Origin of the sequence: Bacteroides sp. D1, assembly GCF_000157095.2 — a bacterium.
GTDB lineage: Bacteria > Bacteroidota > Bacteroidia > Bacteroidales > Bacteroidaceae > Bacteroides > Bacteroides xylanisolvens.
The window spans coordinates 925,089-949,115 of record NZ_JH114350.1; the positions used below are offsets into that span (position 1 = coordinate 925,089).

At 43.1% G+C, this 24,027-nt stretch carries 17 protein-coding genes; 5 read left to right on the plus strand and 12 right to left on the minus strand.

Translation table 11 applies throughout. The features are described from left to right. Positions 1-352: 352 nt before the first annotated feature. The 6 genes from BSAG_RS01345 to alaS form a co-directional block, all read right to left on the minus strand. The gene (locus BSAG_RS01345) at positions 353-2,623 is read right to left on the minus strand and encodes a GH92 family glycosyl hydrolase (RefSeq protein WP_004315133.1); all 2,271 of its coding nucleotides are present in this window, start codon (positions 2,621-2,623) and stop codon (positions 353-355) included. A 104-nt stretch (positions 2,624-2,727) separates the two neighbouring features. Further along, the gene (locus BSAG_RS01340) at positions 2,728-5,034 is read right to left on the minus strand and encodes a GH92 family glycosyl hydrolase (protein WP_004315134.1); all 2,307 of its coding nucleotides are present in this window, start codon (positions 5,032-5,034) and stop codon (positions 2,728-2,730) included. A 44-nt stretch (positions 5,035-5,078) separates the two neighbouring features. Further along, on the minus strand, positions 5,079-6,086 hold the full coding sequence (locus tag BSAG_RS01335) for a FecR family protein (RefSeq protein WP_004301377.1): 1,008 nt from the start codon (positions 6,084-6,086) through the stop codon (positions 5,079-5,081). Between the two features lie 34 nt (positions 6,087-6,120). Then, positions 6,121-6,678, minus strand: coding sequence for an RNA polymerase sigma-70 factor (locus BSAG_RS01330; RefSeq protein ID WP_004310994.1), 558 nt, complete (start codon positions 6,676-6,678; stop codon positions 6,121-6,123). Positions 6,679-6,705: 27 nt separating this feature from the next. After that, positions 6,706-8,943: a GH92 family glycosyl hydrolase gene (locus BSAG_RS01325; protein ID WP_008015710.1), complete on the minus strand. Its 2,238-nt coding sequence runs from the start codon at positions 8,941-8,943 to the stop codon at positions 6,706-6,708. A gap of 522 nt (positions 8,944-9,465) precedes the next feature. Next, the gene (alaS, locus tag BSAG_RS01320; RefSeq protein ID WP_004315136.1) at positions 9,466-12,084 is read right to left on the minus strand and encodes an alanine--tRNA ligase; all 2,619 of its coding nucleotides are present in this window, start codon (positions 12,082-12,084) and stop codon (positions 9,466-9,468) included. Positions 12,085-12,255: 171 nt separating this feature from the next. Here alaS and BSAG_RS01315 point away from each other — a divergent pair, with 171 nt between their 5' ends. Continuing rightward, positions 12,256-13,224 (plus strand): M23 family metallopeptidase, encoded by a 969-nt coding sequence (locus BSAG_RS01315; RefSeq protein ID WP_004315137.1) that lies wholly within the window; start codon positions 12,256-12,258, stop codon positions 13,222-13,224. Positions 13,225-13,244: 20 nt separating this feature from the next. Next, complete coding sequence (locus tag BSAG_RS01310; protein WP_004301384.1) at positions 13,245-13,589, plus strand: MerR family transcriptional regulator; 345 nt, start codon at positions 13,245-13,247, stop codon at positions 13,587-13,589. Positions 13,590-13,625: 36 nt separating this feature from the next. Here BSAG_RS01310 and BSAG_RS01305 read toward each other — a convergent pair whose 3' ends face one another. The 5 genes from BSAG_RS01305 to BSAG_RS0223570 all read right to left on the minus strand — a co-directional run bounded on the left by BSAG_RS01305 (position 13,626) and on the right by BSAG_RS0223570 (position 19,826). After that, positions 13,626-15,866, minus strand: coding sequence for a RelA/SpoT family protein (locus tag BSAG_RS01305; protein WP_008015714.1), 2,241 nt, complete (start codon positions 15,864-15,866; stop codon positions 13,626-13,628). 72 nt (positions 15,867-15,938) lie between these two features. After that, the gene (locus BSAG_RS01300; RefSeq protein WP_004315140.1) at positions 15,939-17,234 is read right to left on the minus strand and encodes a lytic transglycosylase domain-containing protein; all 1,296 of its coding nucleotides are present in this window, start codon (positions 17,232-17,234) and stop codon (positions 15,939-15,941) included. A gap of 33 nt (positions 17,235-17,267) precedes the next feature. Next, the gene (locus BSAG_RS01295) at positions 17,268-18,155 is read right to left on the minus strand and encodes a DUF5683 domain-containing protein (protein WP_004315141.1); all 888 of its coding nucleotides are present in this window, start codon (positions 18,153-18,155) and stop codon (positions 17,268-17,270) included. Further along, positions 18,156-19,046 (minus strand): ParB/RepB/Spo0J family partition protein, encoded by an 891-nt coding sequence (locus BSAG_RS01290; protein WP_004301392.1) that lies wholly within the window; start codon positions 19,044-19,046, stop codon positions 18,156-18,158. 15 nt (positions 19,047-19,061) lie between these two features. After that, positions 19,062-19,826: a ParA family protein gene (locus BSAG_RS0223570; protein WP_004315142.1), complete on the minus strand. Its 765-nt coding sequence runs from the start codon at positions 19,824-19,826 to the stop codon at positions 19,062-19,064. Between the two features lie 355 nt (positions 19,827-20,181). Between BSAG_RS0223570 and surE the strand changes: the two genes are divergently transcribed. The 3 genes from surE to BSAG_RS01275 all read left to right on the plus strand — a co-directional run bounded on the left by surE (position 20,182) and on the right by BSAG_RS01275 (position 23,064). Then, positions 20,182-20,949, plus strand: a complete 768-nt coding sequence (surE, locus tag BSAG_RS01285) for a 5'/3'-nucleotidase SurE (RefSeq protein WP_008020629.1) — start codon at positions 20,182-20,184, stop codon at positions 20,947-20,949. A gap of 92 nt (positions 20,950-21,041) precedes the next feature. Continuing rightward, positions 21,042-22,178, plus strand: coding sequence for a lipid-A-disaccharide synthase (lpxB, locus tag BSAG_RS01280; RefSeq protein WP_004315144.1), 1,137 nt, complete (start codon positions 21,042-21,044; stop codon positions 22,176-22,178). 94 nt (positions 22,179-22,272) lie between these two features. Beyond that, entirely contained in the window at positions 22,273-23,064 is a 792-nt protein-coding gene (locus tag BSAG_RS01275; RefSeq protein WP_004315145.1) for a NigD-like protein, read from the plus strand. 106 nt (positions 23,065-23,170) lie between these two features. Here the strand turns inward: BSAG_RS01275 and BSAG_RS01270 are convergent, their stop codons facing one another. Further along, a complete protein-coding gene (locus tag BSAG_RS01270; RefSeq protein ID WP_004315146.1) occupies positions 23,171-24,019 on the minus strand; it encodes a phosphatidate cytidylyltransferase in 849 nt (282 codons plus the stop codon). Between the last annotated feature and the right edge of the window lie 8 nt (positions 24,020-24,027).

Here is a 24,027-nt window from a genome sequence, read left to right on the forward strand (position 1 = left end):
TCCGGATTAGCTATAATGATATTGTTTTTAGCTCAAGGGATATTTTTGAAAAAAACAAGGTGAAACCGATAATGTCCAGTTTTACCTGAATTTGCCACTTGCTTTCACCCGCTATCTCTTTATTCATCGGCATTTGGAGAATCAGGTGAAATCGATGAATAGTAATGGTCTTATAGTGGCATTTATGATACTTTATCTCAAAAAGTAGTGAAAAGTAATCAAAAACAATAGCCTGAAAGTAGACTTCTTTGCTTTCAGGCTATCGCTTTCAGCCAGAATCCCGATAATTAGCTACTTTCAGAAAGAAACTGAAGGCTGAAACCGGGATGGCGACAATTTTATAGAGAAAGGATTATTGCTCTTTAGAGAAAGAATAAGGCATATCCTCTTCTTTCGTTCCTCTGTTCTTATTCGGTTGGTTACCCATATCCACTTTGATAGTGCCACCTTTGAATAAGTCTTCGTGACGGAGATAATTCTTGGTATAATCAGTACCATTAACATTCAGCGAGTTGACATAGAAATTCTTTTTGCTGTTGTTCGGAGCATCAATCACTAAACTGTTTCCATTCTCGAAGTGGAGCGTAGCTTTCTTGAATAACGGGGCACCTATGATATACTCGTCCGTTCCCGGACAAACAGGGTAGAATCCCAGTGCCGAAAATACATACCAGGCGGAAGTCTGCCCGTTGTCTTCATCGCCGCAATAACCGTCCGGGCCTGGAGTGTACATTCTGTCCATAACCTGGCGCAGCCAGTATTGGGCTTTCCAAGGTTGTCCTGCATAGTCATATAAATAAATCATGTGCTGAATCGGTTGATTGCCATGTGCATAGTTACCCATATTCATCACAGTCATTTCACGGATTTCATGAATCACTTGGCCGTAGTAGCTATCATCAAAAATAGGAGGTACGGCAAAAACAGAATCCATCATGGTGATAAACATCTCTTTTCCGCCCATCAAGTCAATCAATCCTTGAAGATCGTGGAATACAGACCAAGTATAGTGCCAGCTATTTCCTTCCGTAAAGGCGTCTCCCCATTTCAGCGGAGAGAAAGGAGATTGGAATGTACCATCTTCGTTGCGTCCACGCATTAACTTAGATTCTTTATCGAAAAGATTCTTGTAGTTCATGGCACGTTTTGCGAAAAGATTAATCTCTTTTTTCGGACGTTTAAGTTCTTTTGCCAGTTGGTAGATACACCAGTCATTGTATGCATATTCCAACGTGCGTGCGGCGTTCTCATTGATTTTTACATCGTATGGTACGTAACCCAGTTTATTGTAATATTCGTATCCCAAACGTCCTGTTGATGATACTTGTGGATGTACATTCTCCGTTCCGTGAATCAGCCCTTCATACAATGTTTTTATATCGTCCACTTTCACTCCTTTCATGTAAGCATCCACTAAGACAGAAGCAGAGTTGTTACCAACCATACAGCCTCTGTGCCCCGGACTTGCCCATTCCGGGAAGAAACCGCTCTCTTTATATGTATTGATCAGACCTTCCTGCATTTCCTTGTTGACTGACGGGTACATTAGGTTCAATAACGGGAATAGGCAACGGAAAGTATCCCAAAAGCCTGTGTCGGTATACATATACCCCGGTAATACTTGCCCATTATAAGGACTGTAATGAACAGGTTGTCCGGCAGCATCCAGTTCGTAGAATTTGCGTGGGAAGAGCAATGAACGATATAAACAAGAATAGAATGTGCGATATTGGTCGAGATTGCCTCCTTCTACTTCTATTTTGCCTAATACTTGGTTCCACGCTTCTTTTCCTTTTTGGGCTAGCTGTTCGATATTATCTTTGCCCAACTCTTTCATATTCAAAGCTGCCTGTTCAAAACTGATGAAAGAAGAAGCAATTCTTGCATGTACTTGTTCGCCCTTATGTGTTTGGAAACCAATAATGGCTTCGGCATGATCTGTTGTCTGTTCGGTAACATTTTCCTGCAGATTGCCATTGACTACCGTAGCTTTATATGTGAAAGGCTTGTCGAATTCAATAATAAAGTAATTTTTAAAGTTTTCGGGAACTCCACCGCTGTTGCGAGTCGTGTAACCGATAATCTTGTTTTCTTCCGGAATAACCTTAATATACGATCCCTTATCAAAGGCGTCCACTACAACATACGAATGATCGTTTTCCGGAAAAGTGAAACGGAAAAGAACTGCACGCTCGGTTGGAGCCATTTCTGTCACTACATCATGCTCTGCAAGATATACTTTATAATAATAAGGAGTGGCAGTTTCTCCTTTGTGGGCAAACCAACTGGCACGCTTCTCTTCATTGAATTCCGGTTTGCCTACTACAGGCATAATAGAGAATTGTCCGTAATCATTAATCCACGGACTGGGTTGATGTGTTTGTTTAAATCCACGAATCTTATTAGCCGTATAAGTGTATTGCCATCCGTCTCCCATCTTTCCTGTTTGTGGAGTCCAGAAATTCATCCCCCACGGACGGGCAATGGCCGGATAAGTATTACCTGTTGATAACTCGAAACTAGATTGAGAACCCATAAGCGGATTGACATACTGCGTCCAGCCTTTGGCTTTTGCAAAGACGATACAACTTAATGCGCATACTAATAGGAGATACTTTTTCATGGTCTTATTTATTATTTATGGCTCAATCGAATCAGAAATCGATTGAGCCAATTTATTTTTCAAGGTTTTGTTTTTTTTATTCAATTTGAACAGCTAGTACCAACTCATTCCTCTTCTTTGGAGGAGAGAGCTGGAGAGAGGACTCCCCATTTCGTAGGATGATCGGTCATCTTGATTTCCATCGTTCCTCCATTCGCAATATCCTGATGGTTAAAGAATGGAATGTTTAGAGCTTTACCGTTCAGCAATACACTTTCAATGTATTTATTCTTTTTCCCATTATTCTTTACTACAATACTGAAAGTCTTTCCTTCAGGCAGATTGATAACTGCTTTGTCGAAGGCAGGACGTCCGATGGAATATACCGGCTTGCCGGGACATACCTGATAGAATCCCATAGAGTTGAGTATATACCAGGCAGACATCTGACCGCAGTCCTCATTACCCGAAAGACCGTCTATACTGTTGGTATACTGACTTCGGTAAACGCTATCCACCAACTCTTGAGTTCTCCAAGGATGGTTAACGTAGTTATATAGATGGATCACATGGTGACTTGGTTCGTTTCCATGTGCATATTGCCCGATAAGTCCGCTGATATCTGATGAGGTTGTCTCACCTTCAAGTGATGAATCGGCCGAGAATAAGGAATCGAGTTTCTGGACAAAAGCATCTTCTCCACCCATCAGATTGACTAATCCTTCTACATCATGCGGCACAAACCAAGTCCATTGCCAAGCTGTTCCTTCACAATAATCATCGCTGCGGTGAGTAGATGCACGCGGATTGAATGGAGTACGCCATTCACCTTTTGAGTCCAGTCCACGCATGAAGCGGATTGATTTGTCGAAATAAAATTCGTACGCCTTGGCAAAGCGTTCATACTTTGCTTTGGATTCAAAATCACTCATTGCTTCTGCAAAGATAGAGATACACCAGTCATCATACGCATATTCCAGAGCTTTGGCCACTGATTCGTTTTCGCGGTCACAAGGGATATATCCGATGGCATTCTTATAATATTTTGCTTTAGGCATGAGATGAGGCAATACCAAATCCGGACATTTGATGCCGGTAGTGTCATATTCGGCGGCACGCAGGCAGGCTTTATAAGCCTCTTTGGCATCAAAATTGCGATACCCTTTCATGTAGGCATCCACGATGACCGGAACAGCATGATAACCAATCATAGTGCCGGTGTAATTGGAAGCCAAGTCCCACATGGGGTATATCCCACCTTCCTGATGCTTCTTAATTAACGAATTGATAAAGTGATTATTCAGATCAGGATCAATGATAGTCATTAGCGGATGTAGCGCACGGAAAGTATCCCATAAAGAAAATACAGTGTATATCGGATTAAGGGTGTCTCCTTGATGCACTTCAAGATCCATTCCTAAATAACGTCCGTCTGCATCAGTGAACAGATTTGGACTGATTCCCGTATGATAGAGGGCCGTGTAGAAGATGGCTTTATCTTCTTTATCGGAAGTTGTAATATCAATTTTGGAAAGATATTCATTCCATGCCGTACGTGCGTCTTTACGTACTTTCTCGAAATCCCATCCGGGAATTTCTGATTCAACGTTCTTCCGTGCACCGGCAATATCGACAGCGGACACACCTACTTTAACAAGAACCTGCTCGTCTTTACTGGTGTTGAAATGCAATAATGCTTTGCAGACAGGAAGCCGTTTGCCATTGTCCATGGTGATAGAATCCGTAACGAGCGTATAAGAGAATGGCTTGGAAAATTTAGCGTAGAAGTTGATATATTGGTCGAAAGCCCAATAAGTTGTTTTCTTGTGTCCACAGATTTCCGTATCGCTTATTACTTCTATTTCCATCTCGGAGTTAGTCTGTCGTTGCAGGCTGTAATCCAGGTCGATGATAAATCCGGATTCGGCGTTTTCGGGAAAAGTATAGCGATGGATTGCTCCTCGTTTGGTGGATGAAATTTCAGCTTTCACCTGGTAAGTATCAAGAAAGACAGAATAATATCCTGGTTCTGCGATTTCATTCTTATGTGAGAAAGAGGAAGCGTATGCTAGGCGTTGGCTTTGGGGATCGGTTGTACGATATTGTTGTTTACCCACAGTTGGCATGAGCAAGACATCTCCATAGTCGCAACAACCTGTACCGCTGACGTGGGTGTGTGAGAAGCCATTGATGGTAGAGTCGGCATAATAATAACCGGAACAAGCATCCCAACCATCGATCCGGGTGTCCGGACTGGGCTGAATCATCCCGTGGGGAACTACCGCTCCGGGGAAGGTATGACCATGTCCACCGGTACCGATGAAAGGGTTGACGTAAGCACTATAGTCTTTTACATTAGTGGGGGCTGTACAGGAGCTAAGTGTGAATAAACCTCCTAAACATCCTACTATTAGGAATGTTTTTAATTTCATGGTATTAATAGCTTTTAAGTTTTAGCCGGTTCATCTTTTACTTCTTATTTGGGAGAAATGAAGATATTGTTTCCGACAATTTTATAATCAATAGGTATAGAGTTTTGCAATGATTTCAACACTGACTCGATATTCGATTTCCTTTTCAGTACACCGGAGTAAGTTTTACCCGTCTGAATGTCAGGAGACAGAATGATTTTCACATCATAGAAACGCTCCAGCGCTTTGGTGATGGTGAAGATATCTGCTTTTTGGAATGGAATCAGATTATCGTGCCAAACAGCATCCAACTTGGCATCCACTTGTTTCACGGTCAATCGTCCATTATTTTTGTTCAGTTCCGCACGTTGTCCCGGAGTGAGGATAATCTGCCCCTCTTCCTTATTGCCTTTTACTTCAATCTCACCTTCAATAAGTGTCGCCTCTGCTATTCGGCAACGTTTATCGGATTTTAAATTGAACGTAGTTCCCAATACGCGTACGCGTATTGCATCACTTTGAACGGTGAATGGCTTATGGCGGTTTTTGGTGACCTCAAAATAAGCTTCTCCTTCCAGGTAGACATTGCGTTCCTTTTCGGAGAACTCACGTGGATATTTCAAGGTTGCTGCATTGTTCAGCCAAACCTTGCTACCATCCGGTAAGACTACCTCCTTAACAATGCCTTCGCTGGCTACTGCAACCATCATTTGTTGATTGTTTCCGTTTTGATAGAACCAATATCCGACTCCACCACCCATGACCAACATCACAGCAATCACTGCGGCATATTTCATCCAGCGATGCATGCTTAGTATTTTGCTCTGTTTACCTTTCTCTTCGTCCAGCTTTTTATAGAGTTGTTTTTCCGCACGAAGTATCCGTTGTTCATCAGTGTACTGGTCGAATTTACCCAAATGATAAATTTCTTCCATACGAAAGAGCTGGCGGGCATTTTCTTCCGATTCCTTCATCCAGGCATTGACCTCGATAAGCTCTTCTTCAGAACACTGTCCTGTCAGATATCTGTTTATTATTTCTTCACTCAGATTACTCATTTTCTTTTCCTTCATATTAGTAATACAATTCAAAACGCAAAAACACTTATTATAATCGCCATAAAAATAAGAAAAGAATCGTCCAAAGAGGATCAAGTCGGCCACGCAAGTATTTTAAAGCCTTATACATATGGGCTTCCACCGTGCGGAGTGAAACTCCGAGAATATCGGCTATTTCCTTGTTTTTCATATCATGTAGATAGCTAAGTTTGAAAACCTCTTTGCATTTGTCAGGGAGTTCATTAATTGCATCATGAATTTCTTTGCGGAGTTCCTTATCTTCGATCCTCCGAATTACTTCGTTGTTGTCCGGTTGATAGAATTCTGCGCGTCTTTGGTTGATTTCTTCCATGGCAACACAATAACCTTCTTCCACACTGCGGTGTTTCAAGACGTTAAGGGCACGGGTGTAAACGGCACGATAGAGAAAGGCCTGGATTTGGTCGCCTATCTCTATGTGGTCTTTTCGCTTCCATAATTCTACAAATACGTCCTGCACTACATCCTCTGCTTCTTCTTCTCCCACCAGACGGGTAGCATAGAAAATCAGGCTGGGATAGTACCGGCGAAATAGTGCTTTATAGGTTATATCGAAGTTTTCGTTCATTCTCTCAATTGGTTGTTCAGGTTTGGCTTATGGGTTATTTTCTTCGAATATGACTCCAATTGCTTTAGGGGTGTTACTCATTTCGAATTCGACAGTCGCTCCACTCATGATTTGCTCGTGAGTAAGATATGTTTTGTCATACGTTTTTCCATCTATTTTGATGGATTGGATATAGATATTTTCTTTGTTCACTTTGGGGGCCAGTACGGTGAAAGTTTTTCCATTCGCCAGATGTAATTGCATTTCCGGGAATAGGGGAGTACCTATCTCGTATTTTCCACTGACGGGATTGACGGGGTAGAATCCCATCGCACTGAATACATACCATGCTGACATCTGTCCGCAATCTTCGTTGCCACAAAGACCGGCAGGTTCGTTCTTGTAGAGCTCGTTCATCACTTTGGCTACATATTCTTGTGTGCGATTTTCGTGTCCTATAGCATTGAACAGATAAATAACGTGATGGCTCGGTTCATTGCCATGCGCATATTGTCCTATCATGCCCGTGCTGAAGATAGGTAGTTCGTCATCTGCTGCCGGATGATAGGTGAACATACTGTCCAGTTTTTCGGCAAATCGGTTTTTACCTCCTCCAAGGTCGATCAGTCCGTTAATGTCATGCTGTACAGACCAAAAGTATTGCCATCCGTTGCTTTCGCAGATGTGTGGCGTATAGTCATCGGCTTTGAAGTCCTTGATAAAGGTGCCTTTGTCGTCACGTGGCTGCATGAAAGAAGTAGCGGGGTTATATACATTCTTGTAGTTTTGAGAACGTTTATAAAATTCGTCCGCAATGTCTTGTTTGCCCATCTTCTTCGCCATTTCGGCAATGCAATAGTCATCGAAAGCGTATTCCAGTGTTTTGGATAACGACCAGTTTTCTGCGTTGTAGTGGTCTGTTACGTTGTAAGGTATGTATCCTAATTCTTTGTAGAGTCCGATGCCGCGGTAATTATCCAGATTAGCCGTTGCTATGCAAGCATCCAAGGCTTTCTTTGCGTCGAAGTCGCCGATTCCTTTCAGATAGGCGTCTACAATAACAGGAACAGCATGATAACCGATCATCATGTCTGTTTCACTTCCGTAGAAGTTCCACACTGGCAGACGGCCATTCTGTTCGTAGAAGGCGATGAAGGATTTCACCATGTCGTTTACACGCTCGGGTTCGGTATAAGTAAAGAGCGGGTGGGCGGCACGGTATGTATCCCATAGGGAGAAAGTGCTATAATTAACCCAGCCGTTGGCTTGGTGTACTTTCTTATCGGGGCCGTAGTAAGTTCCGTCTACATCACTGTAAATAGTTGGGGCAATCATTGAGTGATAGAGAGCGGTGTAGAAGTTCACTTTATCGTTCTCATTATCACCTTTTATTTCAATCTTTCCGAGCTGGCGGTTCCAGTTGGCTTTTGTTTCCGCCAAGTATTTGTCGAAGTCATTTTCGGGGACTTCAGCTTGCAGGTTTTTGGCTGCTCCTTCCATGCTGACACCGGAAATGGCAGTGTTTACCAATATCTGTTCATCCTTTTGGGTGTTGAAATCGAAGCGGGCGATAACAGCTGTGCCGATACGTTTATTGTCTTTGATGATGGCAGTTGTGTCCAGTTCCATTTTCTCAAAAGGCTTGGAGAATCGGGTGCGGAAATAGATGTGTTGATCGCGTGCCCAGCCGTCGGAGAAACGGTAACCTTGAATGGTGACGGAGTCTACGACTTCGATATGAGAATCGTTGGTAAAATCCCAGTTCATGGCTTTCTTCAGATTTAAGAAGATAGCAGATTGGGCTTCCGGAAACGTATAACGTTGGATACCACAACGCTCGGTGGCAGTCAGTTCGACGTTGATGTTATAATCAGTCAGGCGTACTTGATAATAACCGGCATGAGCACTTTCATCCTTGTGGGAGAATTTAGAGTGGATGCCAAGCGGTGCTTCCGCTTCTTTGTAGGGAAGAGTGACAGGCATGAAAGAGATGTCATACAAATCTCCCGCTCCAGTGCCGGAAAGATGTGTGTGGCTGAAACCGGCAATTGTACTGTCCGGATAGAAATAACCGGAGATACGGTCCCATCCGGGGAGTCCGTTGTCCGGGCTAAGTTGCACCATGCCGAAAGGAGCTTGGGCACCAGGATAAGTGTTTCCAGTGAAGTCTGTTCCGATAAATGGATTTACATAAGATGTGTAATCTATTTCGTGTTTTTCTTGCGTAGGGGTACAAGAAATGAGCATGCAGGTTAACAGCAGGCATAGATAAGCAGGTGTTCTCATCATTCTTTAGGTATTAGTGATTACTTATTTTATTTATTTGAAGAATAAGAAAAATAATTAATCTGGTCACAAAGGTAGAAAAAAACTGTGACAAGCCTAAATTATAAGCTAATATTTTTAGAAAGAGACAAATAGACTTCTATTTCTTACCGGGTTTGTTTGGTTTTTGGGGGAGGGTCGGAAGTATCCTTTCCCGATGCTTTTATAGGGGATTCAAAAGGGGATTCAAGCCGAAATTGTTGTTGGTGAATTCACTTCTGTAAAATAGTGACGCTATCCGATGCAAATAGTGACGCTATATGCTAGCGATACCGTCACTATCCTGTGCATATACCGTCACTGTTTTTTTTCTACATTAATAGGGAGTTTCTTATGTATTTATTCAGACGCGTCTAATTTTAAGTCTTTACGTAAAAGAGGTTGTCTATAAGTCTCTTTTTAACGATTTCACCCCTATCAGAACAAACTCTGATAGGGGTGATTTCTTTTTGTGGCTTGTTAGACAGCCTCTTTTATTTATTCTTAGATTCCTGCCAGCTCCAGTACTTTTTCAACTGCTGCCGGTAGTCCATCAGCATTTTTACCTCCTGCGGTAGCGAAGTGAGGTTGGCCACCGCCGCCACCTTGAATCAGTTTGGCAGCCTCTTTTACCAGATTACCAGCTTTCAGACCACCAGCAACCAAATTATCGCTAAGCATTACTGTCAGCATCGGTTTGCCATTGTCTGTACTTCCGGCTACGAAGAACAAGTTTTCTGTGATTTCACCCCGAAGTTGGAAAGCGATATTCTTCACTACTTCTGCCGGTAGCGGAGCACAGAACTTGATTACTTTGATACCGTGGATCTCTTGTACATTTTTCAGTAGTCTTTCCTTCAAAGCTGCTTCTTTCTCTTTCATGAAGTCTTCTACCTGCTTTTTCAATCCTGCATTTTCATCCAGATATTTACGGATTGCAATTCTCAAGTCAGGAGCATTGTTAAAGAGAGCCTTCAAGTCACTAAGTGTATCTTGTATCGTATCCAGCATTTCTTCCACGCGTGCTCCGGTATAAGCTTCAATACGGCGAACGCCGGCAGCAACAGAACTTTCGGAGATGATTTTCACCATACCGATATTTCCGGTTGCAGCTACGTGTGTACCACCGCAGAACTCGATAGAAGTACCGAACTGGATTACACGAACTCTGTCGCCATACTTTTCACCAAAGAGAGCGATAGCTCCCAACTCCTTAGCTTCCTCGATAGGAATATTGCGATATTCTTTCAATGGGATATTAGCGCGGATTCTTGCATTGACGATATGTTCAACTTTACGGATTTCTTCATCGGTCACTTTCTGGAAGTGAGAGAAGTCGAAGCGCAATGAATCCGGTGTAACCAATGAACCTTTCTGTTCGATATGTTCACCCAACACTTCACGCAAAGCAGCATCCAGCAAGTGGGTCGCCGAGTGATTAGCTGCGCAGGCTGCACGTTTGTCGGTATCTACACAAGCCATCATCGGAGCTTCCGGATGTTCGGGTAGCTTTTTGGTAATATGTATCGGAAGATTATTCTCTTTCTTTGTATCGACCACTTCAATCGTCTCGAACTCGCTCACCAATACACCTGTATCACCTACCTGACCACCACTTTCTGCATAGAACGGAGTATAGTCGAGTACAATCTGATACAATGTCTGGTTCTTTTGTTTGATCTGACGGTAACGAAGGATAGAAGCCTCGTATTCAGTGTAATCGTAACCAACGAATTCAGTTGTCCCTTCTTTCAGTACAATCCAGTCACCAGTTTCGATGGCGGCGGCATTACGTGCACGCTGTTTCTGTTGCTGCATTTCTTCATTGAACTCTTCAATGTTGACAGTCATTCCGTTTTCACGGAGAATCAGCTCTGTCAAGTCGAGCGGGAAACCGAATGTATCATATAAAGTAAAAGCATCTTTACCGCTGATTTCAGTTTTTCCATTGGCTTTGGTATCTTCCATTGTCTTGTCCAATAGACGGATACCAGTTTCCAAGGTGCGGAGGAATGATTCTTCTTCTTCCTTGATTACTTTTTCAATCAGTGTCTTTTGTGCAACTAGTTCAGGATAAGCCTCTCCCATGTTATCAATCAATACAGGAAGCAACTTATACATAAATGCCTGTTTCTGTCCGAGGAAAGTATATCCGTAACGAACGGCACGGCGAAGGATACGGCGGATCACGTAACCTGCCTTTGCATTAGACGGCAACTGACCATCTGTGATTGAGAATGCAATGGTACGGATATGGTCGGCAATTACACGCATTGCAATATCTTGCTGCTTGTCTTTTCCATATTCTGTACCCGACATTGCTGCAATAGCTTTCAACATTGGCTGGAATACGTCTGTGTCGTAGTTGGATGTTTTGCCTTGCAGAGCCATACAAAGACGTTCGAATCCCATACCGGTATCAATAACCTTGGCAGGAAGCGGCTCAAGACTGCCGTCTGCTTTGCGGTTGTATTGCATGAACACGAGGTTCCAGATTTCAATTACCTGCGGGTGATCGTGGTTCACGAGGTCGCGACCGGAGATCTTGGCACGTTCTTCAGCAGGACGGAGGTCGATATGGATTTCGGAACAAGGTCCGCAAGGTCCTGTATCACCCATTTCCCAGAAGTTGTCGTGTTTGTTACCGTTGATGATGTGATCTTTCGGCAAGAACTGTTCCCAATAGGAAGCAGCTTCGTCGTCACGGCTCAATCCTTCTTCAGGACTTCCTTCAAATACGGTTGCATAGAGATGTTCCGGATTCAGTTTCAAGACTTCTACCAGATATTCCCATGCCCAGCTGATCGCTTCTTTCTTGAAGTAATCGCCGAACGACCAGTTACCAAGCATTTCAAACATGGTGTGGTGGTACGTATCGTGTCCTACTTCTTCCAGGTCATTATGCTTTCCGCTTACACGCAAACATTTTTGCGAGTCCGCGACTCTTTGGTATTTCGCCGGATGGTTACCCAAAATAATATCTTTAAACTGGTTCATACCCGCGTTCGTAAACATCAGGGTAGGGTCATCTTTAATCACCATCGGAGCCGAGGGAACGATGTGGTGTCCTTTCGACTCAAAGAAATTCTTGAATGAATCTCTGATCTCTTTTGCAGTCAACATATAATGAAGAATTATGATTTATGAATTATGAATTATGGGCTGTGGGATATGAGAGAGGGGAGGAATCCCCAATAAATCATAAATCACAACTCATAAATTCGTAAAAACTGTGCAAAGATAGCTTGTTTTTATTACTTTTGCCGTATTAACAAGCGAAATATTTCCAAAAAGATGCGCAAAGTATACTACATCTATAATCCACAGACCCAGACTTATGATCGAATTTACCCTACCGTACGGCAGCGTGCGCTTAGTATCCTGCGTCGGCTTTTCTATGGAATGGGGTTGGGAGCAGGTTGCTTTATTGTATTGCTTTTGATTTTTGGTTCTCCGTCAGAGAAGGAATTAAGAATTGAAAACAGCCGTCTTTTGGCGCAGTACAATGTGCTTTCCCGGCGTTTGGACGACGCTATGGGGGTGCTTCAGGATATTCAGCAACGTGACGATAATCTGTATCGGGTGATTTTACAGGCAGATCCTGTTTCTCCGGCTATTCGTCAGGCAGGTTATGGCGGGACGAACCGTTACGAAGAACTGATGGATTTGGCGAATGCCAAGCTGGTGGTGAATACGACTCAAAAGTTGGACGTGCTTTCCAAAAGGCTTTATATTCAGTCGAAATCTTTCGATGATGTGATTGATATGTGTAAGAACCATGATGAGATGCTGAAATGTATTCCGGCCATACAGCCTATTTCGAATAAAGATCTTCGTCAGACAGCATCCGGTTATGGTACACGTATTGACCCTATTTATGGTACGACAAAGTTCCATGCAGGCATGGACTTCTCTGCTCATCCGGGAACGGATGTTTATGCTACCGGAAACGGAACAGTGGTGAAAGTGGGATGGGAAACCGGATACGGTAATACCATTGAGATAGATCATGGTTTCGGGTATCTCACTCGGTATGCTCACTTGCAGGGATTTAATACGAAAGTCGGAAAGAAAGTGGTACGTGGTGAGATTATCGGAAAAGTGGGTAGTACAGGAAAAAGTACCGGCCCGCATTTGCATTATGAAGTGTACGTGAAAGGGCAGGTAGTAAATCCGGTCAATTATTATTTCATGGATTTGAGTGCCGAAGATTATGAAAAGATGATTCAGTTGGCAGCCAATCATGGTAAAGTATTCGATTAAAATCTTAAAACAGGAGTGTTATGCTTAATACAGATAAAGAATTGAAGCTATATTATTCAATAGGAGAGGTTGCCGATATGTTCGGAGTCAATCCGTCATTGCTCCGTTTTTGGGAAAAGGAATTTCCGCAAATCTCTCCTAAGACAGCAGGAAGAGGAATACGTCAGTACCGCAAAGAAGACGTAGAAACGATCGGTCTTATCTATCATTTGGTAAAAGAAAAAGGCATGACACTTCCCGGTGCCCGGCAACGTTTGAAGGATAATAAAGAAGCTACGGTTCGTAATTATGAGATTGTAAATAAGCTGAAAGCGATAAAAGAAGAGCTTTTGGCTATTAAACGCGAATTGGATGGACGGGAGTAGAATAACGTTGATCGATAACGAATGTGTCGATCAATGTTATTCTTCTACGCGGCTCACCTGTTTGATATTCTGTATTTTCTTCAGATTGTTACAGATGGTTTTCACATCATCCACGTCATGTACCCATAACTGAATTTTTCCTTCAAAGATACCATCTTCGGTTTCGATGGTCAGCTTACGGATATTTACATTGAGCTGTCTGGAGATAACCTGGGTGACTTCATTCAAAAGTCCCATGCTGTCTATACCTTTTATATATATATATACCAGGAAAGATAGTTCTTTGTGTGTATCCCATTCTGTTGCTAATATACGGTTGCCATAACTGCTCTTCAGTTTGGCGGCAACAGGACATTGGCGTTTGTGGATAATGATCCGGTCGTTTTCATCCACATATCCCAATACGTCATCACCGGGAATAGGATGGCAACATTCGGCCATGATATATTTCTTCTGCAAACTTTCTTCTGTCAGCTTGAGCACTTGCTTCGGATTGATCTTTTCTTTTTCTTGCGGCTCTTTTTCTTCCTGCTTCTCTTTATTGTTGCCGAAAGAGAAAGTCAGATATTTCTTCCAGTTACTGGTTTGCTTTTCTTTCAGTTCATTCTTATCCGCTTCTCCCAAGACGATTGCTTTGCTGCCAATGGCGGCCAGCAGTTCTTCTTCATTCTTGGCATTATGCAGTTTGCGCAGCTTCTCAATAACGGTTTCTTCAGGGCGGATTTCCTCTTTTTTCAAAAACTCGTTAAGGATTTCTTCACCTATCTTCTGGTTTGCTTTACGCTCTTTGCGGAGGATGGCTGCTATCTTGGCACGGGCACGGGCAGTGGTTGCAAAAACTTCCCATTGCGGTTGCACACGTTGCGATTTTGAAGTCAGGATCTCAACTTGGTCACCACTTTGCAATTTATGGCTTAACGGAACTAATTTGTGGTTGACTTTGGCACCAATACAATGGCTGCCAATATCCGTATGCAGGGAAAACGCGAAGTCGAGAGCCGTAGAATTCTGCGGCATAGTCTTCAGCTCACCTTTGGGGGTGAATACGAATATTTCAGAAGCAAATAAATTAAGTTTGATGGTATCCAGAAAATCAATGGCATCCGGTTGCGGATCATCCAATATCTCCTTAATGGTTTTCAACCATTTTTCCAACTCTCCTTCATCTTCGCTGCCTCCTCCTTCTTTGTATTTCCAGTGAGCGGCGAAACCTTGTTCGGCAACGTCATTCATTCGTTCACTACGAATCTGGACTTCAATCCATTGTCCGTTATTACCCATCAGGGTGACATGCAATGCCTGATAACCATTTGCTTTAGGATGGCTCACCCAGTCGCGCAGACGGTCCGGATGAGGCTTGTATATCTTGGAGATGGAAACGTAAATGTCGAAACAGTCGTTGAGTTCTTCTTCCTCATTGCGTGGTTCGAAGATGATTCGAACAGCCAGCAAGTCAAATATTTCTTCGAAAGGAACATGCTTGGTCTGCATCTTGTTCCAGATGGAATAGATTGATTTTACGCGGGCAAGTATCCGGTATTTCAATCCCATCTTATCCAGTTGTGTACGGATGGGAGCAGTGAAGTCGTTGAAAACTTTGTCGCGTTCGGCAGCTGTGGCATTCAACTTCTCTTCTATTTCCGCATATTCTTCGGGATGTTCATATTTGAAGCTTAGATTCTCAAGCTCTGTTTTTATTTTATAGAGACCCAGGCGGTTGGCGAGTGGCGCATAGATGTAAAGCGTTTCGCCTGCAATCTTATATTGCTTGTTGGGCAACATGGAACCGAGGGTACGCATGTTGTGCAAACGGTCGGCTATCTTGATAAGAATTACCCGGATATCGTTCGACATAGTGAGCAGTAACTTCTTGAAGTTCTCTGCTTGTGCTGAAGCACGGTCACCGAAAATTCCGCCGGATATCTTGGTCAGTCCGTCCACAATTTGGGCAATCTTCGGGCCAAAGATATTTTCAATGTCTTCTACTGTGTAATCAGTGTCTTCTACTACATCATGCAACAAGGCCGCACATATAGAAGTTGAACCCAGGCCGATCTCATTACATACAATACTTGCAACGGCAATCGGGTGCATAATATAAGGTTCGCCCGAACGACGTTTGATACCTTTATGCGCCTGATTGGCGAAGTTGAAAGCCTTCGTAATGATTTCAACCTTTTTGCGATGTTTAGTGTTGAGATAATCATTCAGTAGTTCGTGGAACGCCTGATTGATCATCTCTTCATCACTTATTTCTTTGGGGGGCAGATTATCCATAATTGTTATCCTTTCACTTGCTTAGTTCTGCAAAAATAAGCAAATTTCCGAACGATGCAAGCAGGAAGCTGTTTATTTGTATATTTTCAATCGTTTTCCTGCTGCAATTTTGGTGTTGGACATTCCATTCCACCTTTGTATATCCTTAATCGTGACGCCATACTTACCGGCGATGGTTGACAAAGTGTCTCCACTTTTTATTGTGTAGTAGGTCAGTTTGCCTTTACCGGCAACGGCTGTTGTCGTTTTGCGGGTTGAGGGGGTGATCTCCTTAACAGCAACGGTTTTCCGGTTGCGGAACAATTCGTCGGCGCGATGTGCATAGATTGTGTCTTGCTTATCTATAAAGGTACTGATAGCATCGATAGGAAGTCTTAAAGTATAAGGCTTGCTGTCACCCGGAATCATTTGCTTCTTATATTGCGGATTCAAGCTCTTGATTTGATCCAAAGGTACATTGCAAAGATCTGCAATCTGTTCGAAGTGCAGGTTCTTGTTCACTTGTACTGTGTCGGTACTTGCCGGGATATTTGTTTCCATCGGACAAATATTATGGTCACAATAGTAAGTCATCACATAATTAGCGGCGATAAAGGCAGGTACGTAACCACGTGTCTCTTTAGGCAGGTAATTATAAATTTTCCAGTAATCCGTTTCGCCATTGGCACGGCGGATTGCCTTGTTGATAGTACCGGGACCACAGTTATAAGCAGCAATCACAAGATTCCAGTCTCCATAGATATCGTACATTTCTTTGAGATAACGTGCGGCAGCCCAAGTTGCTTTAATCGGGTCGCGTCGTTCATCTACCAGGCTGTTTGATTCCAAGCCATAGATCTTACCTGTACCGATCATAAATTGCCACAGACCGGAAGCGCCTGCGCGCGACACGGCAGAGGGGTTCAGTGCAGATTCGATAATCGGGAGATATCTAAGTTCCAGTGGAAGTCCGTATGCATCCAATGCTTCTTCAAAAATCGGCATATAGAAGTTGCAGGCACTCAACATGAAAGAAACCTGATTACGCAAGCGTCCTGCATACATATCGATGAATTTGCGGATAATATCATTATAAGGCATTTCCATGATAGCCGGAATGCGTGACAAGCGGTCGATATAGACAGAGTCGCTGAATAAAGGGTTGATTTCAGCTGTACTGCAATCTTTGCCTAAGTCAATATAATTTTTGGCTTTCCAGTCGTTCAACAGACTGTCAAGTGGATATGTCATACTTTTAGGCAGGTCGATGCTTTCTTTGCGTTCAGTTCCATTTTCACGAATCACTACATCTACACTTTGCGCTTTTACCTGCGACGTTGCCACCAGTAAAAGAAAAATAATCGAACAATAGTTAACTAATTTCTTCATGCTTCAATAATAAGATCAATCTAAATTGTGTTTTTAAAATCGTAATACGCATTGCAGACCAACCGACTTGCTTTTTAAACTGCTGGAGCGGAACTGATTGTTATTGTCGATTACAGCCGGTTCTACTTTCATACTCAAGTCGGGGGTTATATCGAAGTTGGACAACTCTGCATCTACATAAGCGTCGATGATAGAGATCAGGTAAACTCCGATAAAAGCAAATATACTAAGGTCCCGATAACGACGGAACATATCTTTTCTTCGTTTTAGTGTGTTTTTTAGCTGCTCCTCATTATAAGTGGAGTTCGGGGGCAACAAATCTTCGTAACTTTTCGTATTCGGATTGCTGTCCATAATGTCCAGATAGGCTTGCGAATAGTCTTTGTACATCTTACCGTTCCAACTTAAGGCGTAAGCACAACCAGCAAATCCTCCATATATAATAGGCAATTTCCAGTATTTACGGTTGTAAATCTGTCCTCCACCGGGGAATACGACTGCCAACCACGTTGCTTTGGTCGGATTCGGGATAAATATTTTCTTGTTAATATCTTGAGCAGGTGGCGGCACAGTGTCGGTCTTTACAACAATGGAGGCAGGTTGCTCTATCTTTTTCAGCTCTTTCTTGTTGGCTGCATCCAAGCTGTCCGCTATCTGTATTTTAGCAGCTGACAAACTGTCGATGGCCGGAAGTTCTTTGGATGGTATGATTTGGATAGAATCCTTCTTCACCGAGTCCTGTATAATCGGATCACGATGCCTTCGTGCACGGGCTTTCGGCGCTTCGCGCTGTATGATTGTTGTATCTTTCCGTGCCGGAGTAACAGTGGATTGTGCATACACATCAATCCCTGCCACCTGTAAAAAACAGAGAAGCAGGGCGCTGACTAGTAACTGATATTTCTTACTTTTTCTTGTCATTTACTTCTTTAGCGTATCGAAGATTTCCATGATACGTTCCAGTTCCTCCTCGTTCCCGAAAGGAATACTGATCTTGCCTTTTCCCTTTTCAGAGCAGGTGAGTTGTACCTTGGTGTTGAAAAAGCCGGAGAGTTGTTGCTTCAATAAGTTGAATTCTTCAGGAAGTTTGCCACGTTTGGGTGTTATTTTCCGTGTGCCGCTTTTCACAGCTTCTCCTTCGCTTAATGATTTAACAATTTCTTCTACTTTGCGGACTGAATATCCGTGTTCTTGTATTTCTTCGAATATTTTAACTTGTAGTTTAGGGTCGCCTAATGAAATCAGTGCACGGGCATGTCCCATGTCCAACTGCTTGTTTTGCAGGGCCATCTGTATCGGAGCCGGCAATTTCAGTAAGCGCAGGTAGTTGGCGATCGTCGTTCGTTTCTTTCCGATGCGTTCGCTAAGACGTTCCTGTGTCAGTTCGTATTGATCGAGCAGATGCTGGTAGGCAAGTGCGATTTCTACGGCATTCAGGTCTTCACGCTGGATATTTTCAATCAGCGCCATTTCCATCATGTTTTCGTCGTCGGCAGTGCGTATATAAGCAGGGATCGTTTTCAGTCCTGCTCTTTGTGACGCACGATAACGACGTTCTCCCGCGATGATCTGATACTCATCGTCCGAGAGTTTGCGTAAGGTAATAGGTTGGATGATACCGATTTCCGCAATGGAATCAGCCAGTTCCTGCAATGCTGTTTCGTCAAACTCACGGCGGGGCTGGTTGGGATTGACAGTAATCTTTGCCAGCTCTATTTCATTAATGGAAGAAGACCCTTCGGTTTTCACATCATCCATTGAGAGCAAGGCGTCGAGACCACGTCCTAATGCATTTCTTTTTTGTGTTGCCATATCTTCTTCTTTCTTTTATTTATTTCGGTTGATAATCTCTTTAGCAAGAGCCAGGTGGTTTTTGGCGCCGGTAGATTCCGCATCGTAAAGGATGGTCGGGACACCGTAGCTGGGAGCCTCGCTCAATTTTACATTTCGTTGAATAACGGTGTTGAACACCAGTTCCTGGAAATGACGTTTCACTTCGTCGTAAATCTGATTAGCCTGACGCAGACGAGAGTCATACATTGTCAGTAAGAAACCTTCGATTTCTAAAGCCGGATTCAGTTTCGACTTGATGATTTTGATGGTATTCAACAATTTGCTGATACCTTCAAGAGCAAAATATTCAGCTTGAACGGGGATAATCACGGAGTCGGCTGCCGTCAGGGCATTGATCGTAATCAGTCCTAATGAAGGTGAACAGTCTATCAGGATATAGTCATATTCTTTCTTCAAAGGTGTGAGTACTTCTTTTAGTATCTTTTCTCGGTTTGGGAGGTTCAGCATTTCAATCTCTGCTCCTACGAGATTGATGTGCGAAGAGATTACTTTCAAAGAATCAATCTCCGTATCAAAGATAGCGTCCTGTACGTTGGCTCTGTCAATAATACATTCATAGATAGTGCATTCCGACTGCTTGATGTCTACTCCCAGACCGGAAGAGGCATTAGCTTGCGGGTCGGCATCTACTACGAGTACCTTTTTTTCCAGTGTAGCAAGTGAAGCTGCGAGATTAATCGTAGTCGTTGTCTTTCCTACACCGCCTTTTTGATTGGCCAAAGCAATAATTTTTCCCATATTCTCTAAATTTATTGGCAGCGAAATAAGTGATAAATCCTTAGAGCGCCTACGAAAAAAGAGAAACTTTGCAATTTCTGTTGATAAGTCGCCTGTTTTGTTAATAACTGTCGGACGAAACGGTTACCAAACTTCGACAGGTTCATCATCTACCTTTCTCTTTATGAGCTTGCAAATATACATATTTATATTGGATATTTATTTCTTTTTTTGCTCGCTTGCAGAAGATTAAGATTTGTAAACGGGTAGGAGTGGGGGTGAAAGAGACTTTTCGATCTGATGCGGGGAGGTGTTTGGTGGTACGGCTTCTTTTTGTTACTTTTGTGCGAATATAAAAAAGGAAAGGATTGAATATATGGAAAAAGAGAAGCCGTTGATACTTGTTTCGAATGACGATGGCGTGATGGCTAAAGGTATTAATGAACTGGTGAAGTTTCTTCGCCCTTTGGGTGAGATTATAGTGATGGCACCTGATGCTCCGCGTTCCGGTAGTGGGTGTGCGCTGACGGTGACGCAGCCGGTTCATTACCAGTTAGTAAAGAAGGAAGTGGGCTTGACTGTTTATAAATGTTCGGGAACACCGACCGATTGCATCAAATTGGCAAGAAACACAGTGCTCGACCGGACTCCGGATTTGATAGTCGGCGGTATCAATCATGGAGATAACTCTGCCACTAACGTGCATTATTCCGGTACGATGGGAGTGGTGTTTGAGGGCTGTTTGAATGGAATTCCTTCTATTGGCTTCTCCTTGTGCAATCATGCCCCCGATGCTGATTTTGAAGCTGCCGGACCTTATATCCGCAGTATCGCTGCCATGATCTTGGAAAAAGGACTTCCTCCTTTAACTTGTCTGAATGTAAACTTCCCCGATACAGCCGATATAAAAGGAGTGAAAATCTGTGAACAGGCGAAAGGACGTTGGACGAATGAATGGGCTGCCTGCCCTCGTCTGAATGATCCTAACTATTTCTGGCTGACCGGTGAATTTACCGATCATGAACCTGAAAACGAGAAGAACGATCATTGGGCTTTGGCAAATGGCTATGTTGCTATCACCCCGACTACGGTTGACGTGACGGCTTATCACTTTATGGACGAACTTAATAAATGGTTTAATTAGTTGAAATTTGAAAGTTGAAAAAGAAAGCATGACGCCCTGTTAGTCATCTATCCCTACCAACTCTCAACTCTCAACTCTCAACTCTCAACTCAATGAAGTATTATCTGATTGTCGGTGAAGCTTCCGGCGACTTGCACGCCTCTCATCTGATGGCTGCCTTAAAGGCAGAAGACCCGCAGGCTGATTTCCGTTTTTTCGGAGGTGACTTGATGGCGGCTGTCGGAGGAACAATGGTAAAGCACTATAAGGAGTTGGCATACATGGGATTTATTCCTGTATTACTCCATCTGCGCACTATCTTTGCAAATATGAAGCGTTGCAAAGAAGACATTGTTTCCTGGGAACCGGACGTTGTTATTCTGGTAGATTATCCGGGATTCAATCTTGATATTGCCAAGTTTGTCCATGCAAAGACACAGATACCGGTTTACTATTATATTTCTCCGAAGATATGGGCGTGGAAAGAATACCGTATCAAGAATATAAAACGAGATGTAGATGAGCTTTTCTCCATTCTTCCTTTTGAAGTGGAATTCTTCGAAGGAAAGCATCAATACCCCATTCACTATGTAGGAAACCCTACGGTGGATGAGGTGGCAGCCTATCAGGCAGCTCATCCGAAAAATAAGGAGCACTTTATTGCAGAGAACCAATTGGAGGATAAGCCGATTATCGCTCTTCTTGCCGGTAGCCGGAAACAGGAAATCAAAGATAATCTGCCGGATATGTTGAAGGCTGCTTCCGCTTTTCCTGATTATCAGCTTGTCTTGGCCGGTGCACCTGCCATTGCTCCCGAGTATTATAAACAATATGTAGGAGAGGCGAAAGTGAAAATCATTTTCGATCAGACTTATAGCCTGTTGCAGCATGCAGATGTAGCTTTAGTTACTTCGGGTACAGCTACGCTTGAGACGGCATTGTTTCGTGTTCCTCAAGTGGTTTGTTATTACACTCCGATCGGGAAAGTGGTTTCTTTTTTGCGGCGTCATATCTTAACTGTGAGATTTATTTCGTTGGTTAATTTGATTGCTGACCGTGAAGTGGTAAAGGAACTGGTGGCGGATACGATGACCGTGAAGAATATGCAGAACGAATTGAGAAATATCATTGAAAATGAAGCGTATAGAAATGAGATGCTTTCGGGGTATGAATATGTAGCCGAACGGTTAGGGCCTGCCGGTGCTCCTCGTCATGCAGCTCGTGAAATGCTGCGTTTGTTGAAAAAATAACTTTCTTTTTCTGAATAAACGTAAAGCCGATGCAGTAAATGCACGGCTTTTTTATTTATAAAGCAGAAGACTAAAATAAAGAAAGGAAAAAGATATGAAAAAAATTAAGTGGCTTTTAGGAATCTTATTATTGGCATTAGTGCCAATGTTGCAATCATGTGATGATGATGGTTATTCTATTGGAGATTTCAGCTGGGACTGGGCGACTGTTCGTGCAACCGGTGGAGGAGGTTATTATTTGGAAGGTGATAATTGGGGGGTGATTGATCCGGTTGCTACTTCTATTCCTTGGTTTAAACCGGTGGACGGTGAACGTGTCGTGGCTTTTTTCAATCCTTTGTATGACATGGAAGGAGGAAAAGGAGTTCAGGTGAAGATGGAAGGCATACAGGAACTGTTGACAAAAGAAGTGGAAGATATGTCGACAGAGGAAGAAGCGGAAGAATTCGGAAATGATCCTATTCTGATTTATCAGGGTGATATGTGGTTGGGAGGAAAGTTCCTGAACGTAATTTTCCGCCAGGAGTTGCCTCGTTCGGAGAAACATCGTATCAGTCTTGTGCAAAATAAGATGGAACCGGGAGAGCCGGGCGAACCGTCAGAACCGGGAACATTGAATGTGGATGAAGATGGTTACATACATTTGGAACTGCGTTATAATACGTATGAGGATGTGACTGACTATTGGGGATGGGGACGAGTTTCTTATAATCTGGAAAAGTTCTTCCCTACGCCGAAAGATTCCTGGGTAGCACCCAAAGGGTTTAAGGTGACAATAAACTCAAGAGAACATGGAGAAGGAAGAGTGATTGTTCTTGATCTGGATCATCCGGTCGGTGTACCGGAAGCAGCAAAGGATGTTCATTCCACTTCTTCGATCCGATAACCTAACTATGATTTACTGTGTGTGAAAAAGGTCGGGATACTTCCGTAGAAGTTCCCGACCTTTTGTATTTTGTTTCAGTTCTAATCGATTGAGAAAGAATCCCCCGTTAGAACCATGTTAATGCATATAGATAAACGACTGCTGCCGGTATAGCCATCAGGGAACTGTCAAAGCGGTCGAGCATCCCACCGTGTCCCGGAAGAATGGTTCCCGAATCCTTAACGTGCAACTGGCGTTTCAATAACGACTCCGTCAGGTCGCCCCATGTGCCGAATATAACAACCACCAAGGCCAGTCCTGCCCATTCAATCATTGACATAAATGGGAAGTAGTGAGCGAGTATAAAAGATACTCCGATTGCTACCACTCCGCCGCCGATAGAACCTTCCCATGATTTCTTGGGAGAGATACGTTCAAACAATCGGTGTTTGCCGATCAATGAACCGATGCAATAGGCTCCCGTGTCATTCAGCCAGAGGAAAATAAAGATGGATAGCGGTAGAATAGGATTGTAACTTACGCTACTGTATTCTGATCCCGGATCGTTATGGAATGCTAATACATTCAGCAAAGCAAAAGGCAGTCCGATATAAAGTTGGCTAAGCATAAAATAAGCCCAGTTAAGTACCGGGTTTTCCTTTTTCAGATACAACTCGCTAATCATCATGTAAAGCAATAAAAGCACATACGGGATGAATATCTTCGAATCGGCCGCATCAATGCAGAATCCCATGATTGCAAGGAATAGGTAAGCCCCGCCGAGCATATTAATGGTCTTGTTTATCTTCACTCCTTCTGCGCGCATATTTACCAGCTGTCCGAACTCATAAATGGTCAGTGCGCTGATAGCGGTGAACAGAATACCAAAGCTGAATGCATCATAAAGGATGCACCCTACCAAGATGGCAACGAAGAGTACACCCGTAATAGCTCGTTTTATGAAATTGTTAATCAAAATCTATT

What these genes read in the sequence shown, in the direction of transcription:
- BSAG_RS01330 (WP_004310994.1), bottom strand. Translation starts at nt 6,678, where the DNA reads ATGAACGAAAACTTCGATATAACCTATAAAGCACTATTTCGCCGGTAC.
- surE (WP_008020629.1), top strand. Translation starts at nt 20,182, where the DNA reads ATGGAAAAAGAGAAGCCGTTGATACTTGTTTCGAATGACGATGGCGTG.
- BSAG_RS0223570 (WP_004315142.1), bottom strand. Translation starts at nt 19,826, where the DNA reads ATGGGAAAAATTATTGCTTTGGCCAATCAAAAAGGCGGTGTAGGAAAG.
- BSAG_RS01305 (WP_008015714.1), bottom strand. Translation starts at nt 15,866, where the DNA reads ATGGATAATCTGCCCCCCAAAGAAATAAGTGATGAAGAGATGATCAAT.
- BSAG_RS01310 (WP_004301384.1), top strand. Translation starts at nt 13,245, where the DNA reads ATGCTTAATACAGATAAAGAATTGAAGCTATATTATTCAATAGGAGAG.
- BSAG_RS01275 (WP_004315145.1), top strand. Translation starts at nt 22,273, where the DNA reads ATGAAAAAAATTAAGTGGCTTTTAGGAATCTTATTATTGGCATTAGTG.
- alaS (WP_004315136.1), bottom strand. Translation starts at nt 12,084, where the DNA reads ATGTTGACTGCAAAAGAGATCAGAGATTCATTCAAGAATTTCTTTGAG.
- BSAG_RS01290 (WP_004301392.1), bottom strand. Translation starts at nt 19,046, where the DNA reads ATGGCAACACAAAAAAGAAATGCATTAGGACGTGGTCTCGACGCCTTG.
- lpxB (WP_004315144.1), top strand. Translation starts at nt 21,042, where the DNA reads ATGAAGTATTATCTGATTGTCGGTGAAGCTTCCGGCGACTTGCACGCC.
- BSAG_RS01340 (WP_004315134.1), bottom strand. Translation starts at nt 5,034, where the DNA reads ATGAAATTAAAAACATTCCTAATAGTAGGATGTTTAGGAGGTTTATTC.
- BSAG_RS01300 (WP_004315140.1), bottom strand. Translation starts at nt 17,234, where the DNA reads ATGAAGAAATTAGTTAACTATTGTTCGATTATTTTTCTTTTACTGGTG.
- BSAG_RS01295 (WP_004315141.1), bottom strand. Translation starts at nt 18,155, where the DNA reads ATGACAAGAAAAAGTAAGAAATATCAGTTACTAGTCAGCGCCCTGCTT.
- BSAG_RS01325 (WP_008015710.1), bottom strand. Translation starts at nt 8,943, where the DNA reads ATGAGAACACCTGCTTATCTATGCCTGCTGTTAACCTGCATGCTCATT.
- BSAG_RS01335 (WP_004301377.1), bottom strand. Translation starts at nt 6,086, where the DNA reads ATGAAGGAAAAGAAAATGAGTAATCTGAGTGAAGAAATAATAAACAGA.
- BSAG_RS01345 (WP_004315133.1), bottom strand. Translation starts at nt 2,623, where the DNA reads ATGAAAAAGTATCTCCTATTAGTATGCGCATTAAGTTGTATCGTCTTT.
- BSAG_RS01315 (WP_004315137.1), top strand. Translation starts at nt 12,256, where the DNA reads ATGCGCAAAGTATACTACATCTATAATCCACAGACCCAGACTTATGAT.